The sequence below is a fragment of the Shewanella goraebulensis genome, from assembly GCF_030252245.1.
Classification (GTDB): domain Bacteria; phylum Pseudomonadota; class Gammaproteobacteria; order Enterobacterales; family Shewanellaceae; genus Shewanella; species Shewanella goraebulensis.
The window spans coordinates 2,189,222-2,206,340 of sequence record NZ_CP126972.1 but is presented as its reverse complement, the minus strand read 5'-3'; the positions used below and the strand labels follow the sequence as shown (position 1 = coordinate 2,206,340).

Below are 17,119 nucleotides of genomic sequence, written 5' to 3'. Positions count from 1 at the left end.
CGTAAAAAGGCCAATAAATCAATATTGACCTTTGACTAACCAAATGGACGCCTCAATTACGGCATAATCGTTAACGACTGTAATACCAATGCTTTTAGATACTTATTGCGCAAAAGATAGTTGATAAACACTCGTCGTTCCGCTCACTTCATTGCCAACTATCAATAATGGCAAACCATTTGGACTGTTTTCAGGGCTAACAAATTTCATTCCTTCTGGGCCAAGATCGCCTGCTAATTCTGGTTGACCAGAAATGTCGCTGCCGTCAATTTCAAATTCAATATCAAAATCACGATTAACAACATAATCGACAAATCGAACATCAAAAGGGTTACTGATATCGTAAATCATAAAACCAGACGTACGCTCAAGGCCGATAAATGCATATTGTTTACCTGCAATTTGACCAATAGCTAATGCTTCTGGCTCAGGTCCTTTATCATCGCTTCGACTGTCACCTTTACTTTCTTCATTATGATTATTGAAGTTGTCAGCTAAAATTGCAGCGGTAATACGCTCAAATCGACTACCACTATCAAAGACTAATTGACCATCATGAGTCCAAATAGAAAATGAGCGAGCACCATAAGAAACGATTCTATCCATATCTCCATCGCCATCATCATCCCCCATTGTCGTTGTCACCTTTAGTCGGCCCAATTGCGTTTTATCTTGAGCTGCAGCGACTTGAGGATGATTAGCATCTAAGAGTAAATCTTCCGCTCGTGCCTCTTCAGAAAAGCCATCATAATCACGGGCATCTCCTTCATTAGCACTGACCACAAATGTTTGTTCATTCCATTGATAAGAAGCGATCGTATCTGGTTGATACATACCATAAACACCTTCATAAGCTTGGATATTAATAGCATCATCTTTATCACTTGCATCAATTTCATTTCCTACATCACCATAATGCTTAAGACCTAGGGCATTAATCTGCTCAACAGTATTATCAGTTAAATTAATCACCGCAATGGCGTTATTTTCCTGCAAGCTAACATAGGCATATTTATTATCTAATGAAACAGCAATATATTCAGGCTCAAGATCCTGTGATACCGAAGCGCCAGGACCATTTAACTTAATCAATTCGCTCATTTCATCATGGCGCGTACCACCAGCATCAAAGTCATTAAAATCAATGATTGTCGCACTATCTGCAGGACTATTATCAGCAATTGTAATTACGGCAACTGAACCTTGTGGATCAACACTATAATCACTATTGGGCTCACCTTCGTTTGCTACGATGACAAGAGCGCCGTCATGACTAAATACGAGGTTGTCTGGCAAAGCACCAACGGTAACCGCTTTAATATAACTGGCTTCTCCTGTTGCTGATAATCGATAAAAGGCTATAACGCCATTGCCTTGAGTCGCATTCCTTAACTCATCGGCCCTTTCAACTGCAACAGCTAACAAGTCGTCATATATACTGATGCTATTTACATTACCTAAGCCTGTTATTTCTACATCGGTAGCTACATCTAAACTAAACACCTTAGTTAAATTATCTAAATTAGTCGCTGCTATATCATCAGCTGTCATTACAGTGTTATCACCTTCTGTAGATAGCACTGAAATATCTAACGCATCAACCTGGCCGCTATGAGCATTAACCACAAAAACAAGTCTACTTTGTGTATGGTAATCAACAATTTCAGCAGCACTTTGTCCAAAAATACCAGACTGATAACGTCCAACTAATTCTGCTGATAATGCACCTTGTTGCTCATGACACATGATTTGAGTTTGTGCAGAATCAATTTCGTCAACATCCAGTATTCCATTACCGTTGACATCCAAGCCAGTCTCAATCTGTTGTCCGCCAAAAGGACATTGTGCATGTCCAGTCAGTAGCTCATTTGCTAGTAATAATGAACTTTGACCATTGATTCCATTACTGCCGTCCTGTCCATTACTGCCATCATCGCCATCACACGCTGATAAAGTCATTACAGACATCATTGCGACTAAAGGTAAAACTGCTGTTTTCATGTTCGTTCCTGTTGCGTACTTGTTATAAAAATTTCATGTAAGCTACGCAAACTCAATGACAATCAAACGACGAGACTGTTAAGGTATTGTGACAAAAACCTGGTATTAACCAGTAAATAAATTGATACAAGTTCATAAAAATTATTTCGCTCTATTAGCAAGTTCTCATGATAAAATTTAAACACTTAATTCTTCATCTACTTCATATTTCCCAATTCTTTCAATAAACTGAGGTTAGAGTGAGCCAGTCTTTAAACACGCATCACAATACTACTGCGCCAAAAACGCCGAATTTAGCAATGCTAATTCCAATGCTTGCTGCAATTGTGGCCATTACGCCACTCGCTATCGACATGTATCTACCTGCCATGTCGAATATCGCTCAAACATACTCAACGCACGTTACCACTGTGCAGCAGTCATTGAGTATCTATCTTGCTGGGTATGCATTAGGCATGCTTACATTCGGCCCGCTTGCTGATCGTTTTGGCCGCAGACCACTAGTTATTTTTGGTCTCAGCGGATTTACCGTAATCAGCTTCTTTATTTCAATATGTAGCTCAATCGAAGTATTTTTAGCATTGCGTTTTGTGCAAGCATTTATTGGCGCAGCTGCCACAGTGGTGGTTCCGGGTTATATCAAAGAGGTATATGGTGATAACACCGCTAAAGGGATGTCATATGTCAGCTTAATCATGATGCTCGCACCATTATTAGCTCCCTCTTTAGGTAGCTTGATACTGGAGCTGGGTGAATGGCCGTTAATTTTTCTCAGTCAAAGCTGCTATGCAATTGCCTTGCTACTGATTGTCTTGTTCAAGCTAAAAATGCCCAGTGATAAAGCGGCTGATACACGAAGTAAGCAATCTTTCTTTGCTGCATATAAAACCGTATTAACTCGCCAAGGGGTCAAAGTAAACATCACATGTGGTGTATTAACCTCATTTGCGTTTTTTTGTTATTTAACTGCTTCACCATTTATTTATATGGAAGTATTCGGACTCGATAAAACCTTATTTGCTGTTTTATTTAGTACCAACGTCGGTGCACTCATGCTGGCAAATATAATCAATTCTAGAATCGTAACTCGATATGGTTCAAGCCGTATGTTATTTGTGGCAACAGTTTTTGGCTCATTAGCTGCCACAGGATTATTAATCGTCAATATTGTCGATTTAAGTTATCACTACACTGTTGCAATGCTGATCCCTTTAATGGGCTGTTTAGGTATCATGTCTGTCAATGCTGATGCCATTGTATTGATGAAGTTTAAAAAAGAAACGGGTACTGCCACTGCGGTTATTGGAACATTACGTTTTGGGTTTGGCTCTTTAGCTGGTCCTTTACTTGCGTTCTTTTATACTGGCACCGCTGTTCCATTCTCTGCATTGATGCTGATTTCAGTGGTGATGGTCATGGCCTGTTTGCTATATCAACGCACGCAACCTTATAACCCATAAACGACTTGCGAAAACGACAGTTAATAAGCTAACGACCAAGAATAAAACGTTAGCTCATACTGAGACTCGCTAAACAATCATACGCTTCAATTAACTTCCTCTACTTTCATTGGAACTGTAGAGGAAGTCATTTCCCTACTTGGCCTATCAAAACCACCACGTTTTACTCCGTCATTTGCCTGTCACCAGCCATGTATTCGTCATTCAAATCGAGCCTAAAGCACTCAAATATCGAGATTTGTCTTGAAGTAAAAAAAACAATCATATCTTTAGCTAATTCACAGAACTCTACTAGACTGACTAGTGATATGTTAATGAATGAACAAGAAACGGCAGTGAATTGCACACCATAGAATGGATTAAGCTATTGTCAAAATGACACTCAATCCATAGTGACATTGAAGTGCGAATGCTAGTGCAGAGCTGCTAATAACATTTAAGGATGACACAAAGTAAGCACGTCAGCCCATGATGACATTAACGGAGTAATAACCATCATACATTCGGTACTAAAACGGCTATTAACTGATAAGCTTAAAAGACGTTTGTCAGCTTCTACAATTTGTTTAATCACACTGTCCATGCTGACGAGTGCTAGCGTGATCGCTGAGCCTTTATCAACACCAGATATTGATGATATTGAATACCCAGTCGATATGCCTCCAAGTGCCGAAGAGATCATGCTTGGCAAGTACCTTTTCTTTGACCCACAGTTATCGGGAAACCACACCATTTCATGTGCAACTTGCCATAACCCTGATAACGGATTTGGTGACGGATTAAAATTAAGTGCAGGTCATGACGGCAAACCATTAACGCGACACACCCCTCCCTTATACAATTTAGCTTGGTCAAGCAGCCTATTTTGGGATGGACGAGCATCATCACTTGAACATCAAGTGCTTATGCCAATTTATAACCCTTCAGAAATGAATTTATCAGAGAAAGTTTTATTAAAAAGAATCGCTAAGAGCCAATTCTATCAATCAAAATTTAAACAGGTTTACCAGCAAACCAACATCACTCCTCATTTAATTAGCCAAGCTTTAGCGGCGTTTATGCGCAACATCATTACCAACAACTCTCCGTTTGATGAATACCTCGCGGGAGCAGAAAACGCACTAAGTCCTCAAGCAAAAAACGGATTAGCTTTATTTGAAGGAAAAGCGAAATGTATTGAGTGCCATGACGGTGCAAATTTTACCGACGACAGTTTTCATAGTTTAGGTATTGCATTTGAGGATAAAGGCAGAGCCAATGTCATTAAAGATAACTCTCTGGCATACCGATTTAAGACACCGACTCTTCGCAATATCACCTTAACCGCGCCTTATATGCATGATGGATCGTTACCTGATTTAGAGTCCGTAATGACTTTTTATAATGATGGCGGCTCTGGTCCAAATAAAGAATTCGTGACTTAATTGCTTTTTTATCAGCCTTAACTGATCCAGTTCTTATAGCGCGTCCGCCAAGCATGACACAGGTTCAGATATCACCAAATGAGATGCATAAGGGAGAAAACATATGGAAATGAACCCTTCAAAAACGACAATGACGAAATACTTGTTAACTATTCTACTCGCCAATATTCTTGCCTTGCCAGCCGCTTACGCGACTGAAATTACTGGCACAATATCATTTATAAAAAAGCCGCCAATGGTTGGAATTGTGTATGTGCCAGCAAGTCAATCAGACCAATATGCGCCGGTTATCGATCAAGTTGATAAACAATTCACTAGCAAGATGGCTGTTGTTAATGCGGGTAACCTAGTGACCTTTAAAAATTCAGATGATGTTGAACACAACGTATTTGCCAATGACACAAGTCAATCCGCAAAATTTGATGTTGGATTAATGTCGCCTGGAGGAGAAAAGAAAATAAAGGTCGATTGGGATAGAAACAGTATCGTGAGAGTTGGCTGTAAAATTCACCCTAAAATGAGAACTTACCTAGCAGCAATAGATACGCCCTTTCATCAAATTCTTGAATTTCAAAAAGGGACACAAGAATATACCTTTAGCATCAAAAATGTGCCAGCAGACTCAAACAAAGTCGTCTTTAGCATTCCCAAATATGACTTACTTACCGTCGAGTTAACATCAGGTTCTATCTGGACAGCTGAGATTACCAAAAAAGGTAAAGTCCGTGGTCTTCTTACCATTAATCAAAAGTAGGCCGCCATGAAATCATATCAATTTATAAAGGTTTCCCTAATATTGTTGACGCTTACCACTTCGACTTGGGTCGCTTCACAAACTGAAATAGACAACACTCGAGCTTATCAAGTCGATCTATTTAACTTCGATCAGCAACTCATTCCTGATTCAGAAAATTATCAACAGCAATGGCGTAGACTGACAGGTTTTGAACACTCAGGTTTGCATTGGGAACAGTTCGTTGTAATTTACACTAATCATGGAGAACGTACTTATCGCAATAACTTTCTAGAATTCAGTGCCTGGTTTGACGACCCAGAAGATGAAGATAACCAGCCTGAGTATTTCACTTATCCAGTTGGCACCATTTTTATTAAAGAAAATTATCAAATGCTTAATGGCAAACCTGCTGATCCCAAATCCATCACAGTAATGGTTAAGCACCCCCAAGGATACGACGCTGAAGGGGGAAACTGGGAGTACATGCAATTTTCAGTAAATGGGCAACAAATGCTCAAGGGGAGCCGTGAAAATAAAACGGTGAAGCAACAATGTGCTGGTTGTCACCAAAACGTTGCAGATAGAGACTTTATATTTTCAAATTTTTACAGTGGCACAAATTAATCCATGATGAATATGTTAACTCGATTTAGTCTCAAACAAAAAGCCATCGCTGCCACAATTGTTCTTGTCTTGGTGCTACTTTCTATCACGTTAGTTTCACTTGTGAGCTTTTCTTCAACCCAAGAAAAACTCACCAAAGTAACATCGCAATATCAACCTAAAATGCTTAGCGCAATGCAATTAACCTCACATTTTTACCATAGTTTGAGTGTATTAGGGAATTACCTCATTGAGAAAGATGATTACAACATGAACCTATATAGGGAAAAGGTAAATGACATCAATTCCACATTAACTGAACTGGTTAACTTAACAAACTTAAATCCCGAATTGGATGATTCTGAACAACTATTACGAATTAGGCAGTTAGTAGACAAAATCATAACTCATAATTTATCAATGCTGGAGTTAGCTCAAAACAACAATAAAAATATGCCTGCAATTGGGATCGCATCGTCAAAACTTGAGCCTATTGCCATCAATATGAATCAAATCGTTAATGACTTATTGCTGGCAACTGCAATTAATGAACAGCAAAGCATCTTACCTTTGATTGAAGACCTTAGGTATAACTGGATTATGCTCGTCAGTGAAGTCAGAAACTATCTGGCCTTTAGGCAATTGCCAACCATAGATGAAATTGCGCTATTTAAAACAGGTGTTAATCAATCATTTGAAGCATTAGAGAAACGTCGCTATGAAATGGATGACGATCAACTCGACCTATTGGATGAATTTGAAGCAAATACCGCGGCGTATCAAGCAGCGCTTGTTCAAGCGATTAACATTCATGCAGGCAATAATTGGCGAGCCGATCGTCAATTAATGAAGCAGAGCATCACACCGACACTCAAAGAGCTCACAAAAGAATTAGAGGCTCTCGTCACCAAGCAACAACTTCGAATACATGAAAGTAACCTCGCCTTGTCGAAGCAAATCAGTGAAGCTGAAAATACTATTCGTTTCTCAATACAAGTCGCGTTAGTGATTACACTTTTGGTGATATTTTTATCTTTTAAAAATAAACGTTTATTGAGTGATATCTTAATTCATAAGGAATGCGAGCGTAAACTGTTCCATAAAGCGCACCATGATACTTTAACAAAACTGGCCAATCGGGCCTTTTTTGATGACCGATTATTTAAAATGTTTTTAGATCAAGAAACCCGTTCTAAACGCCACTCAAAAAGAGAAGATAACCTTGATATAAACAGTCACTTTTTTGGTTTACTGTATATTGACCTTGATGGTTTTAAAGCCGTAAACGACAATGTCGGCCATGATGCGGGTGACTTTATTTTGATTGAAGTAGCAAAAAGAATGAAAAATGTGGTGCGTAATTCAGACATCGTTTGCCGCCTAGGTGGTGATGAATTCGCAGTGTTACTTAATGACATTAATCATATTAATAGTATTGAGAAAATCTCTGAAAACTTATGCAAAACAATCAGTCAACCTTACCACTATAAAGAGCAAGTATTACAAGTCAGTGCCAGTATTGGTTTTTCATATTCTAGACATCCGCAACTGCCATTACACAAGAAAGTTAAATTTAGAATGGAAGCAATCATTAAACAAGCGGATACCGCCATGTACCACGCTAAAGAGAATGGCAAAAACCAATACGCCCAATTTAAATAAAGCCGTGACCTCACAATGTTAAGCTTCAACCAACGAATTTGCTTACGACGACAAATCTAGTCGAAGTTACTTCTTCTAACACTATTCAATAAAATGTAATTTTTGACGGTTATATCTCGTTAATATGACTAAACAATCAATTTTATTAAATAATCATGAATTTCATTCAAGTTTAGCAAACTATTTTTAAAATCCTCTTGTATCAACGCCAAAAATAAATATGATGAAATTATCTTACTTCATTGAATCTTAGAAAAGTTTCAACCTTGAATAAGTTCATTATCTTATGTGGTTATTGACCACTGAGATAGACGAGTTTGAATTACCGTTCAAACTTCATTTTTAGAACGATTACCGTCGTTGTAACAAGATACTGTTTACCCACAACGGTAACTTAAGAGGATTTAGCAATGGAAAAATTATCCGGCGCAAGTATGATTGTGCGCTCGTTAATCGATGAAGGCGTAAAACACATCTTTGGCTACCCAGGTGGCTCAGTTCTCGATATCTACGATGCACTGCATGAAATTGCAGGTGTCGAACACATCCTTGTAAGACACGAACAAGCCGCTGTACACATGGCTGATGGTTATGCCCGTGCCACGGGTGATGTTGGTGTTGTTCTTGTAACATCTGGTCCGGGGGCAACTAATGCCATTACCGGAATCGCTACTGCCTACATGGACTCCATTCCAATGGTGGTATTATCTGGTCAAGTTCATAGCAACTTGATTGGCAATGATGCATTCCAAGAATGTGACATGATTGGTATCTCACGCCCAATCGTTAAACACAGCTTTTTAGTGAAGGATCCTCAGGAAATCCCTGAGATAATTAAAAAAGCCTTTTATATAGCCTCAACAGGTCGACCAGGTCCTGTGGTGGTCGATTTACCAAAAGACTGTTTAAATCCTGAAATTTTACATGAATATGTTTATCCAGAAAGCATAAACATGCGCTCTTACAGCCCAACAACCTCGGGGCATAAAGGCCAAATCCGCCGAGGCTTACACGCCCTTCTCGCTGCTAAAAAGCCCGTATTATATGTTGGCGGTGGCGCAATTATCTCAGAGTGCGACAAGCAAATTCTACAACTTGCAGAACGCCTCAATATTCCTGTTATTAATACCTTAATGGGATTAGGCGCATTTCCTGGCACTCACTCACAATGTCTAGGCATGCTAGGGATGCATGGTCGCTATGAAGCTAACATGGCAATGCATAATAGTGACTTAATATTTGGTATTGGGGTTCGTTTTGATGATCGGACAACCAATAATGTTGAAAAGTATTGCCCTAACGCAAAAATCTTACATATTGATATCGATCCATCATCGATTTCTAAAACGGTGCGTGTCGATATTCCCATTGTTGGTTCTGCTGAAAACATTCTCGACAGTATGCTCAACCTACTTGATGAAACACAAAAATCTAATGACGAAGAAGCCATTAACCAATGGTGGGAAGAAATCAATCAGTGGCGTCAACGAGATAGCTTAGCTTACGACAAGTCATCAGATAGAATTAAGCCTCAACAGGTCATTGAAACATTACATAAATTAACTGATGGCGATGCTTACGTCACATCAGATGTCGGCCAGCATCAAATGTTTGCAGCACTCTACTACCCATTTGATAAACCACGTCGTTGGATTAACTCAGGTGGTCTAGGCACCATGGGCTTTGGTTTACCTGCAGCTATGGGCGTTAAAATGGCGATGCCAGATGAAACCGTTGTTTGTGTCACTGGTGATGGCTCAATCCAGATGAACATTCAAGAGCTTTCAACAGCACTTCAATACGATACGCCTGTAAAAATCATCAACCTAAATAACCGCTTTTTAGGTATGGTGAAGCAATGGCAAGATATGATTTATTCAGGCCGTCATTCGCATTCATACATGGACTCTGTACCTAACTTCGCCAAGATTGCAGAAGCCTATGGTCATGTAGGTATGACTATTAGCGATCCAAATGAGCTTGAATCAAAATTAGCTGAAGCACTCGCAATGAAAGACAAACTCGTGTTTGTTGATATCAGTGTCGATGAAACTGAGCACGTTTACCCAATGCTAATTCGTGGTGAATCAATGAAAGATATGTGGTTAAGCAAAACGGAGAGAAGCTAATGCGTCGTATTATTTCTGTATTACTTGAAAACCAACCAGGTGCATTGTCTCGTGTGGTTGGCTTATTCTCTCAACGTGGCTACAACATTGAAAGTTTAACCGTGGCGCCAACTGAGGACACCACACTTTCTAGACTGAATATCACAGTCAATGCCGAAGCCAATGTTCATGAGCAAATTGAAAAACAGCTACATAAACTCATTGATATATTAAAAGTATCCAACATTACCGAAAATGCGCATATTGAACGTGAGTTAGCATTAGTCAAAGTCAAAGCACAGGGTGAGCTGCGTGAAGAAGTGAAACGTACAGCTGATATTTTCCGCGGACAGATTGTTGACGTAACCTCAAGCTTATATACCATTCAAATGGCGGGTACCAGTGAAAAAATTGATGCTTTTATTAGTGCACTTACCGAAGTCACTAAAGTGATTGAAGTTTCACGCTCTGGCGTTGTGGGTCTAGCGCGAGGTGATAAGGCCATGAAAGCCTAAACCTTGTAATAACTAACAGTGTATATTGCTTTAAAAGCTTTAAATCTTAAAACATAAAGGGAGCATTTGCTCCCTTTTATAATTCTTAGCCATAAACTCAACTACCCTATACTTTATCCACTCTGCTATAATAATCTGCTTTTCAAAGCAGTAATTACATCAACTAAATTTACTGCTATTACTGACATTTTACCTGAGATAACACATGCCATTTTCCAAGCTTGGATTAAGCGAACCTATTACACTTGCTCTTAATGAATTAGGCTACAGTGCACCGACTCCAATTCAACAAAAAGCAATTCCAGTGGCCTTATCGGGTAAAAATATCATTGCTGCAGCGCAAACAGGCACAGGTAAAACGGCCAGCTTTGTATTGCCGATACTTGAACGCTTTAAAGAGCCTCGTAAAGTCCGTGGTAAACGAGTTAAAGCACTGGTACTTGCTCCAACTCGTGAACTTGTCGTGCAAGTCGAACAAAATATTCAGCAATACAGTAAGCATTTATCCATCAATTCAATGGTGATGTACGGTGGCGTTGATAGCAAACAACAAAAGCAGCGCCTTATTGAAGGTATTGATATTTTGGTTGCCACGCCTGGTCGTTTATTAGATTTATACACCCAACGTGCAGTTAATTTTGATGAATTAGAAGTTTTAGTCCTAGATGAAGCCGACAGAATGCTCGATATGGGCTTTATTGAGGACATTAATCGCATCATCGAGTTGTTGCCTGATGACCGCCAAAATATGCTGTTTTCAGCAACGCTTTCCAATCAAGTTCGCGCTTTAGCTAAAACGGCAATGAAAACGCCGGTGCAAATTTCTGTTGAAACTGATGCTGATGCCAAGCCTAAAATTGATCAATGGTTAGTGACCGTTGATAAAGATAAAAAGTCTGCGTTATTAAGTCATTTGATCCAAGAAAATAACTGGACACAAGCATTAATTTTTATCGAAACCAAGCACGGCGCAGCGAAACTTGTAAGCCAACTAGAAAAACGCGGCATTAATGCTGAGTCTTTCCATAGCGGACGAAGTCAGCCTATTCGTGAACAAATCTTAGCTGATTTTAAAGCAGGCAAAATTACTTACTTAATCGCAACGGGGGTAGCAGCTCGTGGTATTGATATTGATGATTTACCATTGGTAATTAACTACGACTTACCCTTCCCAGCTGATGACTATGTTCACCGTATTGGCCGAACGGGACGTGCTGGAGCTCAAGGTACTGCTGTTTCTTTAGTGTCCAAGGATGACTTTAAAAACCTTTGTGCCATCGAGCGACGTTTAGGCCATATCATTGAACGTAAAGAGATTGAAGGTTTTGCACCAAGAAAAGAAGTACCTATTTCAATTTTAGATTTTGTGCCTAAGACCCCTAAAACGCCAAAGCCAAAATCGGATCAAGAACAGCCTAAATTGTCTCGTGGTAAGTCGGACAAACCAAAGAATAACCACTACAACAAAAATAAAGCCAAAAAGTTTAACCAAGAAGAAGCCAGTGGGTCTTCACGGTCACATTACGAATCCAATACTTCTAAAAGCAGTTATGGCTCATCACAAAACCGACGCAATGAACGTTCATCGGATAACAAAGCAAGCTCTGTACCTAATGGTAGTGGCAACGAAAACCCGTGGAAGCAATAATATAATTCAACAACTAGCTTACTAAGCCAATCTCCATGCATATCAGATTTAATGTGTAATTAGGATAAATTAAAGCCTACTGCGTTATTCAGTAGGCTTTTTATTGAATTTGTGCAATGAACTCTCACATACATAAGTTAACTGCTTGCTTGGATATCAACTCGCCATGGCGGATTGAGTCTGTTTTCACCAGCCCAATACAGATTGATTTTATTTCCACTTGGGTCAAACAAAATAGCCTCACGCCATAAATATGCTTCATCAACTGGAAGTTGCTCAAACTGAATCCCTTTATGTATCAAGTCTGCTACCCATTCATCCAGCGCTTGATGCTCAAAGTAAATCACACTGGAATTATTACATTCTCTTGCAGGTAATTCTGATTGCTTTAATGACAATGAAAATGTCGCTTCACCTTCAGGGCAAGCAAAACGTGCGTAATGGTTACCACTTTGAGCAGTGCTGACAATTTGAGTAAACCCTAACAACAGATAAAACTCGCACGATTGAGCCATATCATTTACTGGCAATGTAATTTGATTCAATCGCATCTTTTACCTTTATTGCCTTATGTTTATAGTCCTACCTTTTACTCTAACTAAATGGCAGTTCCACGATTTCCTTTAAAGTTAAATGCTAACTTAATGATATTGATTTCTTTCACTCGGAATATCTGTTGTATATTGAACAAACTCAACTTCATAACCGTTGGGATCGTTATAATAAACACTGTCGTAGTTAGCATCTTTTCCACCAACAATAGCGATTTCAAACCCTGCTTTTTCCATTCTGTTTCGTAAACTTTCGAGATCTGACACCTCATAAGCAAAATGAGCAAGGCCGAGATCGTATCCTTCTATTGGCCTCATTGTTCCTTTACCGTTATCGTTAAGTGACAAATAGTTATTATCATCGCCAAAATGAATCCATTTACGCTGCACTCCATGCCACTCGCCCTCACCGCCACCACGAACAGTCCAATGAGGAAAAGCAGCTTGATAAAAAGCCAGAGTCTCAGTTAAGTCATTCACCACTAAATTTAAATGTTCTAATCGCATAGTTTATTCCTTTAATTTTATTAATTAGTCTGTGTACGTTTTTTATTTCACTTCGCTCTACTTGGGTTATTTCACTTCGTTCTACTTGGGTTATTTCAGTGCCATTGTGTTATTAAACAAAATGCGACTTTTGGCTATCACTGCAGCAATGTCTCGTTGATTGGCTTTTAATACTGCATAGCTGTCAGTTCTATCCAGAACCTGATTGTTATTAGCTCTTTTATTGGCTTTATTTTTTACAACTTGATCCATCATTTGTTGATTGATTATCAGCTGAATCATGCTTGCCTCCTTGTCTTGATATAAGGGCTTACTTGCTTGCTATATAAGATAGAGCTACTATAAAACCTCAACCTAGGTTGAGGTAAAGCGGTATTTTGAGTTTTTTGAAATTTATTTTTGAAATTTATTTTTGAAGCAATGATTTCACTAACTTCAATCTAAGAAAGAAATTAATACAGAAGGGTTTGTAAAAATATATAGGGATAACAGATGCTGGATGAAATGGATTTAAGTGTCGGTCAAGTAGCTAAGCGTTGCGGTGTTAGGGTATCCAGCCTGCACTTTTATGAAAATAAAGGTTTGATTAAAAGCCTACGTAATCAAGGGAACCAGCGCCGATACCACCGAGACGTGATCAGAAGAATATCAGTGATTAAAGCGGCACAAAAAATGGGCGTGAGTTTACAAGAAATTAAACATGCATTTAGTTATTTACCCAATGAACGGACACCGAATAAAGATGATTGGGCTAAATTGTCTGAGTCATGGAACAAACAGTTAACTCAACGGATTAATTATTTAACCGATTTGAGGGATTCTCTAAATGCTTGTATCGGTTGTGGTTGTCTATCAATGAAGTCTTGCCCTATTTACAACCCTGAAGACAATTTGGGTATTGAAGGTGTTGGCTCTGTAATTCTTGATAAAGCCTTTAATGATGATTAATAGTCTGTAAATTTAAAAACTAGACTTCTGACGTAAAAAGCCCAACAAGGAAATAGATTCTCGTTGGGCAAAATAATCAGGGAAGATGTGAAACTTCGTGCGACTAGATACATGATGAGTGTATTGGGAGATAGGAAGCACGATAAAAACTAATGTCTTTAAAGTTCGCTATCTCTTATCAATAATAAGAGATAGCAATGAGAACCTTAGCTCTCGATAGTATTGGTCGCATTGGCAGTATTGATTTTAATCTTACGTGCCTTTAATGCTTCTGGAATTTCACGTACCAGTTCAATATTTAATAGGCCATTTTCTAAGCCTGCACCAACCACATTAACGTGATCAGCTAACTGGAATGTACGCTCAAATCCGCGCTCAGCAATACCTTGATGTAAATATTTACGCTCATCGTTTACTGCAGCTACTTTGCTGCCTTTGACTAGCAACTTGTCACCTTCACTAGTGATATCAAGTTCGTCCATAGTAAAACCTGCAACAGCCATTGTGATGCTATAACGGTTTTCACCTAGTAATTCGATGTTGTAAGGAGGGTAACCAGTGTTACCATTTTGCACTGCGGCGTGCTCTGCCATTTTAGCTAAACGGTCAAAACCAATCGCACTGCGGTAAAGAGGAGTTAAATCTGGAGTTAAGTTAAATTTACGCATGTTCATACCCTTGTCTAAAGCAATATGTAAAAAATAATATGCCATTTTTGGCGGTTGTCATTACCCTTACGGCGTAATGGAAGCTAAGCCCTCTATTGAGCGTGCCTAACTTATAACTAGATATGAGAGCGATATTTTCGTTTTCAAGTAAAGTTGATAAATTAATTTCATTTTTATTTTATCAATATATTTTAACCACTAAAATTCAATAACTTAAATAGAAAATTATTTTAAAAAAAAGGCAACCTTACGGTTGCCTTTAACTATATTGAGTATTGCAGTGTCACTTTACAGACATCATTAGTGGCTTAACTAAAAGTTAGTATTAATAAATACTGCACCCTAAACTGCTCTTAGACTGAACAAACTTGACTTCACCATTTGGCTCATAATCTTCAATATTAATTTGCTGTTGCGTCTTAATATAATCATAAAGTTCAATAGCATCCACGTAGCCTGCTTCTAAAATATTAATCTTAGGATAGTTATCACCACCTGCGGCGCTAAAGCTTGGGATCGAGAAGGTATAAGTTTCGTTAATATCAAAAGGCTTGTTGTTTATGCTATGGATTTCAACATCTTGATCGCGACATTTCACTGTCATATCAATACCATAAAACTGTGCATAAGCTCCGCTAGTACGCGTATTAGATGCTACTTTTGATAAGTATTTAACCAGCTTTTCACCGGTCATTTCAGCAAAACCTATGGTATTTGAAAAAGGTTGTACCGTTAATACATCACGATATGCGACCTCGCCTGCTTGAATGGATGCCCTTACACCACCTGAATTCATAATGCCAAAATCAGCACGTACTTTTTCACTGTGTACTTTAGCGATTAAGCGACCTAAGTTAGTTTGCTGCGCACGAACCACTTTACGCTCACCTTGTAATAAGCCGTCAACACGACCAATAATCACATCGAGTTCAGCACTGCCCTTTTCTTGATATGGAAGTAAAGCAGCTTCTACTTTGGCATTTCTCTCTATTGGTTCAGCAACTGGCCAAGCTAGCTTTTTACCAAAAGCCATACGCTTAAGGTTAATAGGAATTAATTGATAGTCGACTAAATAAAGTTTGCCATTAATGTACTCAAAATCTGCACGGCCTACATAACGTCCCCATTCGTGAGCTTGCATTATATAGGTGCCATTTTGCTTATCTGGGCGACATGAGTCCCCCGGCATAAAGCGTTTATCATACTCACTGTTGCGACCACTCATACACACAGGGTTTTGGGAGTGTCCACCGATAATCGCATCAAGCATGCCTTCTTCAAGCTCACGAGCCATAGTGACATCACCTGGTGCATTACTACCAAATTCGCCATTTTCATAATGGCCCATATGCGTTGCAGCAAACACAAGATCGACTTTTTCATTTGCCTTTATTTGTGGAATAAGCTGCTTCATTTCTGCAATAGGATTAGTGAAGGTAAGCGTTTCGGTATGTAACGGATTGGTCAATTTGGGGGTGTCATCTGTCGTCAGACCCACTACCGCAATATTCAAATCCCCCAAGGTAAACATCTTGTAAGGCTCAAAATAACGCTCTTGAGTACCTTTTCGATAAATGTTTGCCGCTAACATTGGAAAGTTAGCCAGCTCCGCTTGCTCATCTAAAATAGATAAAGGGTTATCAAATTCATGATTACCAACGGCCATGGCATCGTAACCAATCATGTTCATACCAATAAAATCAGGTACTGCTTTTTGTAAATCAGATTCTGGTACACCAGTGTTAATATCTCCGCCTGATAACACCAGTGTATGACCACCTTCAGCAGCGACCTGTTTGCGAATACCATCAATTACTGTAAAACGCGCAGCCATTCCGGCTTCACCCGCTTTATTGTGCCAAAAACGGCCATGGTTATCATTGGTATGTAGCACAGTAAATTTAGTACAGTTATTATCGTCACATTGTGGCCGCTGTTCACAGCCCGATAAAGCCACCAACCCACTCGTGGCAATAAGTAACGGCAGTATTGTCTTACTCATTTTGGTTTTCAAAGCGGAAGCCAAAAACGTCGGAATCGTTTTTTTCATTATTTTATCCGTAAAGAGTCAGGTCTTTAGCACTAAAAGCGCAATCGTTTAAACCTTGGTATTAACAGTAAACGTATATCGATTACAAAAATCGCCAAACATAATAACAAATTACCATCAATTCATGTCAGTTTTTTTTAAATCAAAACCTTAAATAACAGATATTTAGTTATATATTTTGAAGTGGATTATCTTTATTTAAGAACAACAATCAAAGTGACTGATACCCATTAAAAAT

General features: G+C 38.9%; 15 protein-coding genes. 9 read left to right on the top strand and 6 right to left on the bottom strand.

What is annotated here, in order from left to right:
- Positions 1–102: 102 nt before the first annotated feature.
- Positions 103–2,001, bottom strand: a complete 1,899-nt coding sequence (locus QPX86_RS09210) for a choice-of-anchor I family protein (protein ID WP_285164993.1) — start codon at positions 1,999–2,001, stop codon at positions 103–105.
- Positions 2,002–2,300: 299 nt separating this feature from the next.
- Between QPX86_RS09210 and QPX86_RS09205 the strand changes: the two genes are divergently transcribed.
- The 8 genes from QPX86_RS09205 to QPX86_RS09170 all read left to right on the top strand — a co-directional run bounded on the left by QPX86_RS09205 (position 2,301) and on the right by QPX86_RS09170 (position 12,157).
- Positions 2,301–3,461 (top strand): multidrug effflux MFS transporter, encoded by a 1,161-nt coding sequence (locus QPX86_RS09205; protein ID WP_055023416.1) that lies wholly within the window; start codon positions 2,301–2,303, stop codon positions 3,459–3,461.
- A gap of 599 nt (positions 3,462–4,060) precedes the next feature.
- Complete coding sequence (locus tag QPX86_RS09200; protein WP_285164992.1) at positions 4,061–4,885, top strand: cytochrome-c peroxidase; 825 nt, start codon at positions 4,061–4,063, stop codon at positions 4,883–4,885.
- Positions 4,886–4,988: 103 nt separating this feature from the next.
- Positions 4,989–5,639, top strand: a complete 651-nt coding sequence (locus QPX86_RS09195; protein ID WP_285164991.1) for a cupredoxin domain-containing protein — start codon at positions 4,989–4,991, stop codon at positions 5,637–5,639.
- A 42-nt stretch (positions 5,640–5,681) separates the two neighbouring features.
- Positions 5,682–6,245: a cytochrome P460 family protein gene (locus QPX86_RS09190; RefSeq protein WP_285164989.1), complete on the top strand. Its 564-nt coding sequence runs from the start codon at positions 5,682–5,684 to the stop codon at positions 6,243–6,245.
- A 3-nt stretch (positions 6,246–6,248) separates the two neighbouring features.
- Entirely contained in the window at positions 6,249–7,886 is a 1,638-nt protein-coding gene (locus QPX86_RS09185) for a GGDEF domain-containing protein (protein ID WP_285164988.1), read from the top strand.
- Positions 7,887–8,296: 410 nt separating this feature from the next.
- Positions 8,297–10,015, top strand: coding sequence for an acetolactate synthase 3 large subunit (locus tag QPX86_RS09180; protein WP_220754147.1), 1,719 nt, complete (start codon positions 8,297–8,299; stop codon positions 10,013–10,015).
- On the top strand, positions 10,015–10,509 hold the full coding sequence (gene ilvN, locus QPX86_RS09175) for an acetolactate synthase small subunit (RefSeq protein ID WP_220754148.1): 495 nt from the start codon (positions 10,015–10,017) through the stop codon (positions 10,507–10,509). The genes QPX86_RS09180 and ilvN overlap by 1 nt, the downstream gene beginning before the upstream one ends.
- A gap of 205 nt (positions 10,510–10,714) precedes the next feature.
- Complete coding sequence (locus QPX86_RS09170) at positions 10,715–12,157, top strand: DEAD/DEAH box helicase (protein ID WP_285164987.1); 1,443 nt, start codon at positions 10,715–10,717, stop codon at positions 12,155–12,157.
- A 137-nt stretch (positions 12,158–12,294) separates the two neighbouring features.
- Here QPX86_RS09170 and QPX86_RS09165 read toward each other — a convergent pair whose 3' ends face one another.
- The 3 genes from QPX86_RS09165 to QPX86_RS09155 form a co-directional block, all read right to left on the bottom strand.
- Positions 12,295–12,708 carry a VOC family protein gene (locus QPX86_RS09165; protein WP_285164986.1) on the bottom strand — a complete coding sequence of 138 codons (414 nt, stop codon included), beginning with the start codon at positions 12,706–12,708 and terminating at the stop codon, positions 12,295–12,297.
- A 90-nt stretch (positions 12,709–12,798) separates the two neighbouring features.
- Positions 12,799–13,215, bottom strand: coding sequence for a VOC family protein (locus tag QPX86_RS09160; RefSeq protein ID WP_285164985.1), 417 nt, complete (start codon positions 13,213–13,215; stop codon positions 12,799–12,801).
- Positions 13,216–13,305: 90 nt separating this feature from the next.
- Positions 13,306–13,497, bottom strand: a complete 192-nt coding sequence (locus tag QPX86_RS09155; protein WP_285164984.1) for a hypothetical protein — start codon at positions 13,495–13,497, stop codon at positions 13,306–13,308.
- Between the two features lie 210 nt (positions 13,498–13,707).
- Here QPX86_RS09155 and soxR point away from each other — a divergent pair, with 210 nt between their 5' ends.
- Positions 13,708–14,163 (top strand): redox-sensitive transcriptional activator SoxR, encoded by a 456-nt coding sequence (soxR, locus tag QPX86_RS09150; protein ID WP_220754153.1) that lies wholly within the window; start codon positions 13,708–13,710, stop codon positions 14,161–14,163.
- Between the two features lie 206 nt (positions 14,164–14,369).
- Here the strand turns inward: soxR and QPX86_RS09145 are convergent, their stop codons facing one another.
- Positions 14,370–14,831 carry an Hsp20 family protein gene (locus QPX86_RS09145; protein ID WP_220754154.1) on the bottom strand — a complete coding sequence of 154 codons (462 nt, stop codon included), beginning with the start codon at positions 14,829–14,831 and terminating at the stop codon, positions 14,370–14,372.
- Between the two features lie 325 nt (positions 14,832–15,156).
- Positions 15,157–16,833: a bifunctional UDP-sugar hydrolase/5'-nucleotidase UshA gene (gene ushA, locus QPX86_RS09140; protein ID WP_285165156.1), complete on the bottom strand. Its 1,677-nt coding sequence runs from the start codon at positions 16,831–16,833 to the stop codon at positions 15,157–15,159.
- Between the last annotated feature and the right edge of the window lie 286 nt (positions 16,834–17,119).

Bases quoted from the DNA above. Each gene is read 5' to 3' on its own strand.
- QPX86_RS09210 (WP_285164993.1), bottom strand. From the start codon at position 2,001: ATGAAAACAGCAGTTTTACCTTTAGTCGCAATGATGTCTGTAATGACT.
- QPX86_RS09205 (WP_055023416.1), top strand. From the start codon at position 2,301: ATGCTAATTCCAATGCTTGCTGCAATTGTGGCCATTACGCCACTCGCT.
- QPX86_RS09195 (WP_285164991.1), top strand. From the start codon at position 4,989: ATGGAAATGAACCCTTCAAAAACGACAATGACGAAATACTTGTTAACT.
- QPX86_RS09185 (WP_285164988.1), top strand. From the start codon at position 6,249: ATGATGAATATGTTAACTCGATTTAGTCTCAAACAAAAAGCCATCGCT.
- QPX86_RS09180 (WP_220754147.1), top strand. From the start codon at position 8,297: ATGGAAAAATTATCCGGCGCAAGTATGATTGTGCGCTCGTTAATCGAT.
- ilvN (WP_220754148.1), top strand. From the start codon at position 10,015: ATGCGTCGTATTATTTCTGTATTACTTGAAAACCAACCAGGTGCATTG.
- QPX86_RS09170 (WP_285164987.1), top strand. From the start codon at position 10,715: ATGCCATTTTCCAAGCTTGGATTAAGCGAACCTATTACACTTGCTCTT.
- QPX86_RS09165 (WP_285164986.1), bottom strand. From the start codon at position 12,708: ATGCGATTGAATCAAATTACATTGCCAGTAAATGATATGGCTCAATCG.
- QPX86_RS09160 (WP_285164985.1), bottom strand. From the start codon at position 13,215: ATGCGATTAGAACATTTAAATTTAGTGGTGAATGACTTAACTGAGACT.
- QPX86_RS09155 (WP_285164984.1), bottom strand. From the start codon at position 13,497: ATGATTCAGCTGATAATCAATCAACAAATGATGGATCAAGTTGTAAAA.
- soxR (WP_220754153.1), top strand. From the start codon at position 13,708: ATGCTGGATGAAATGGATTTAAGTGTCGGTCAAGTAGCTAAGCGTTGC.
- QPX86_RS09145 (WP_220754154.1), bottom strand. From the start codon at position 14,831: ATGCGTAAATTTAACTTAACTCCAGATTTAACTCCTCTTTACCGCAGT.
- ushA (WP_285165156.1), bottom strand. From the start codon at position 16,833: ATGAGTAAGACAATACTGCCGTTACTTATTGCCACGAGTGGGTTGGTG.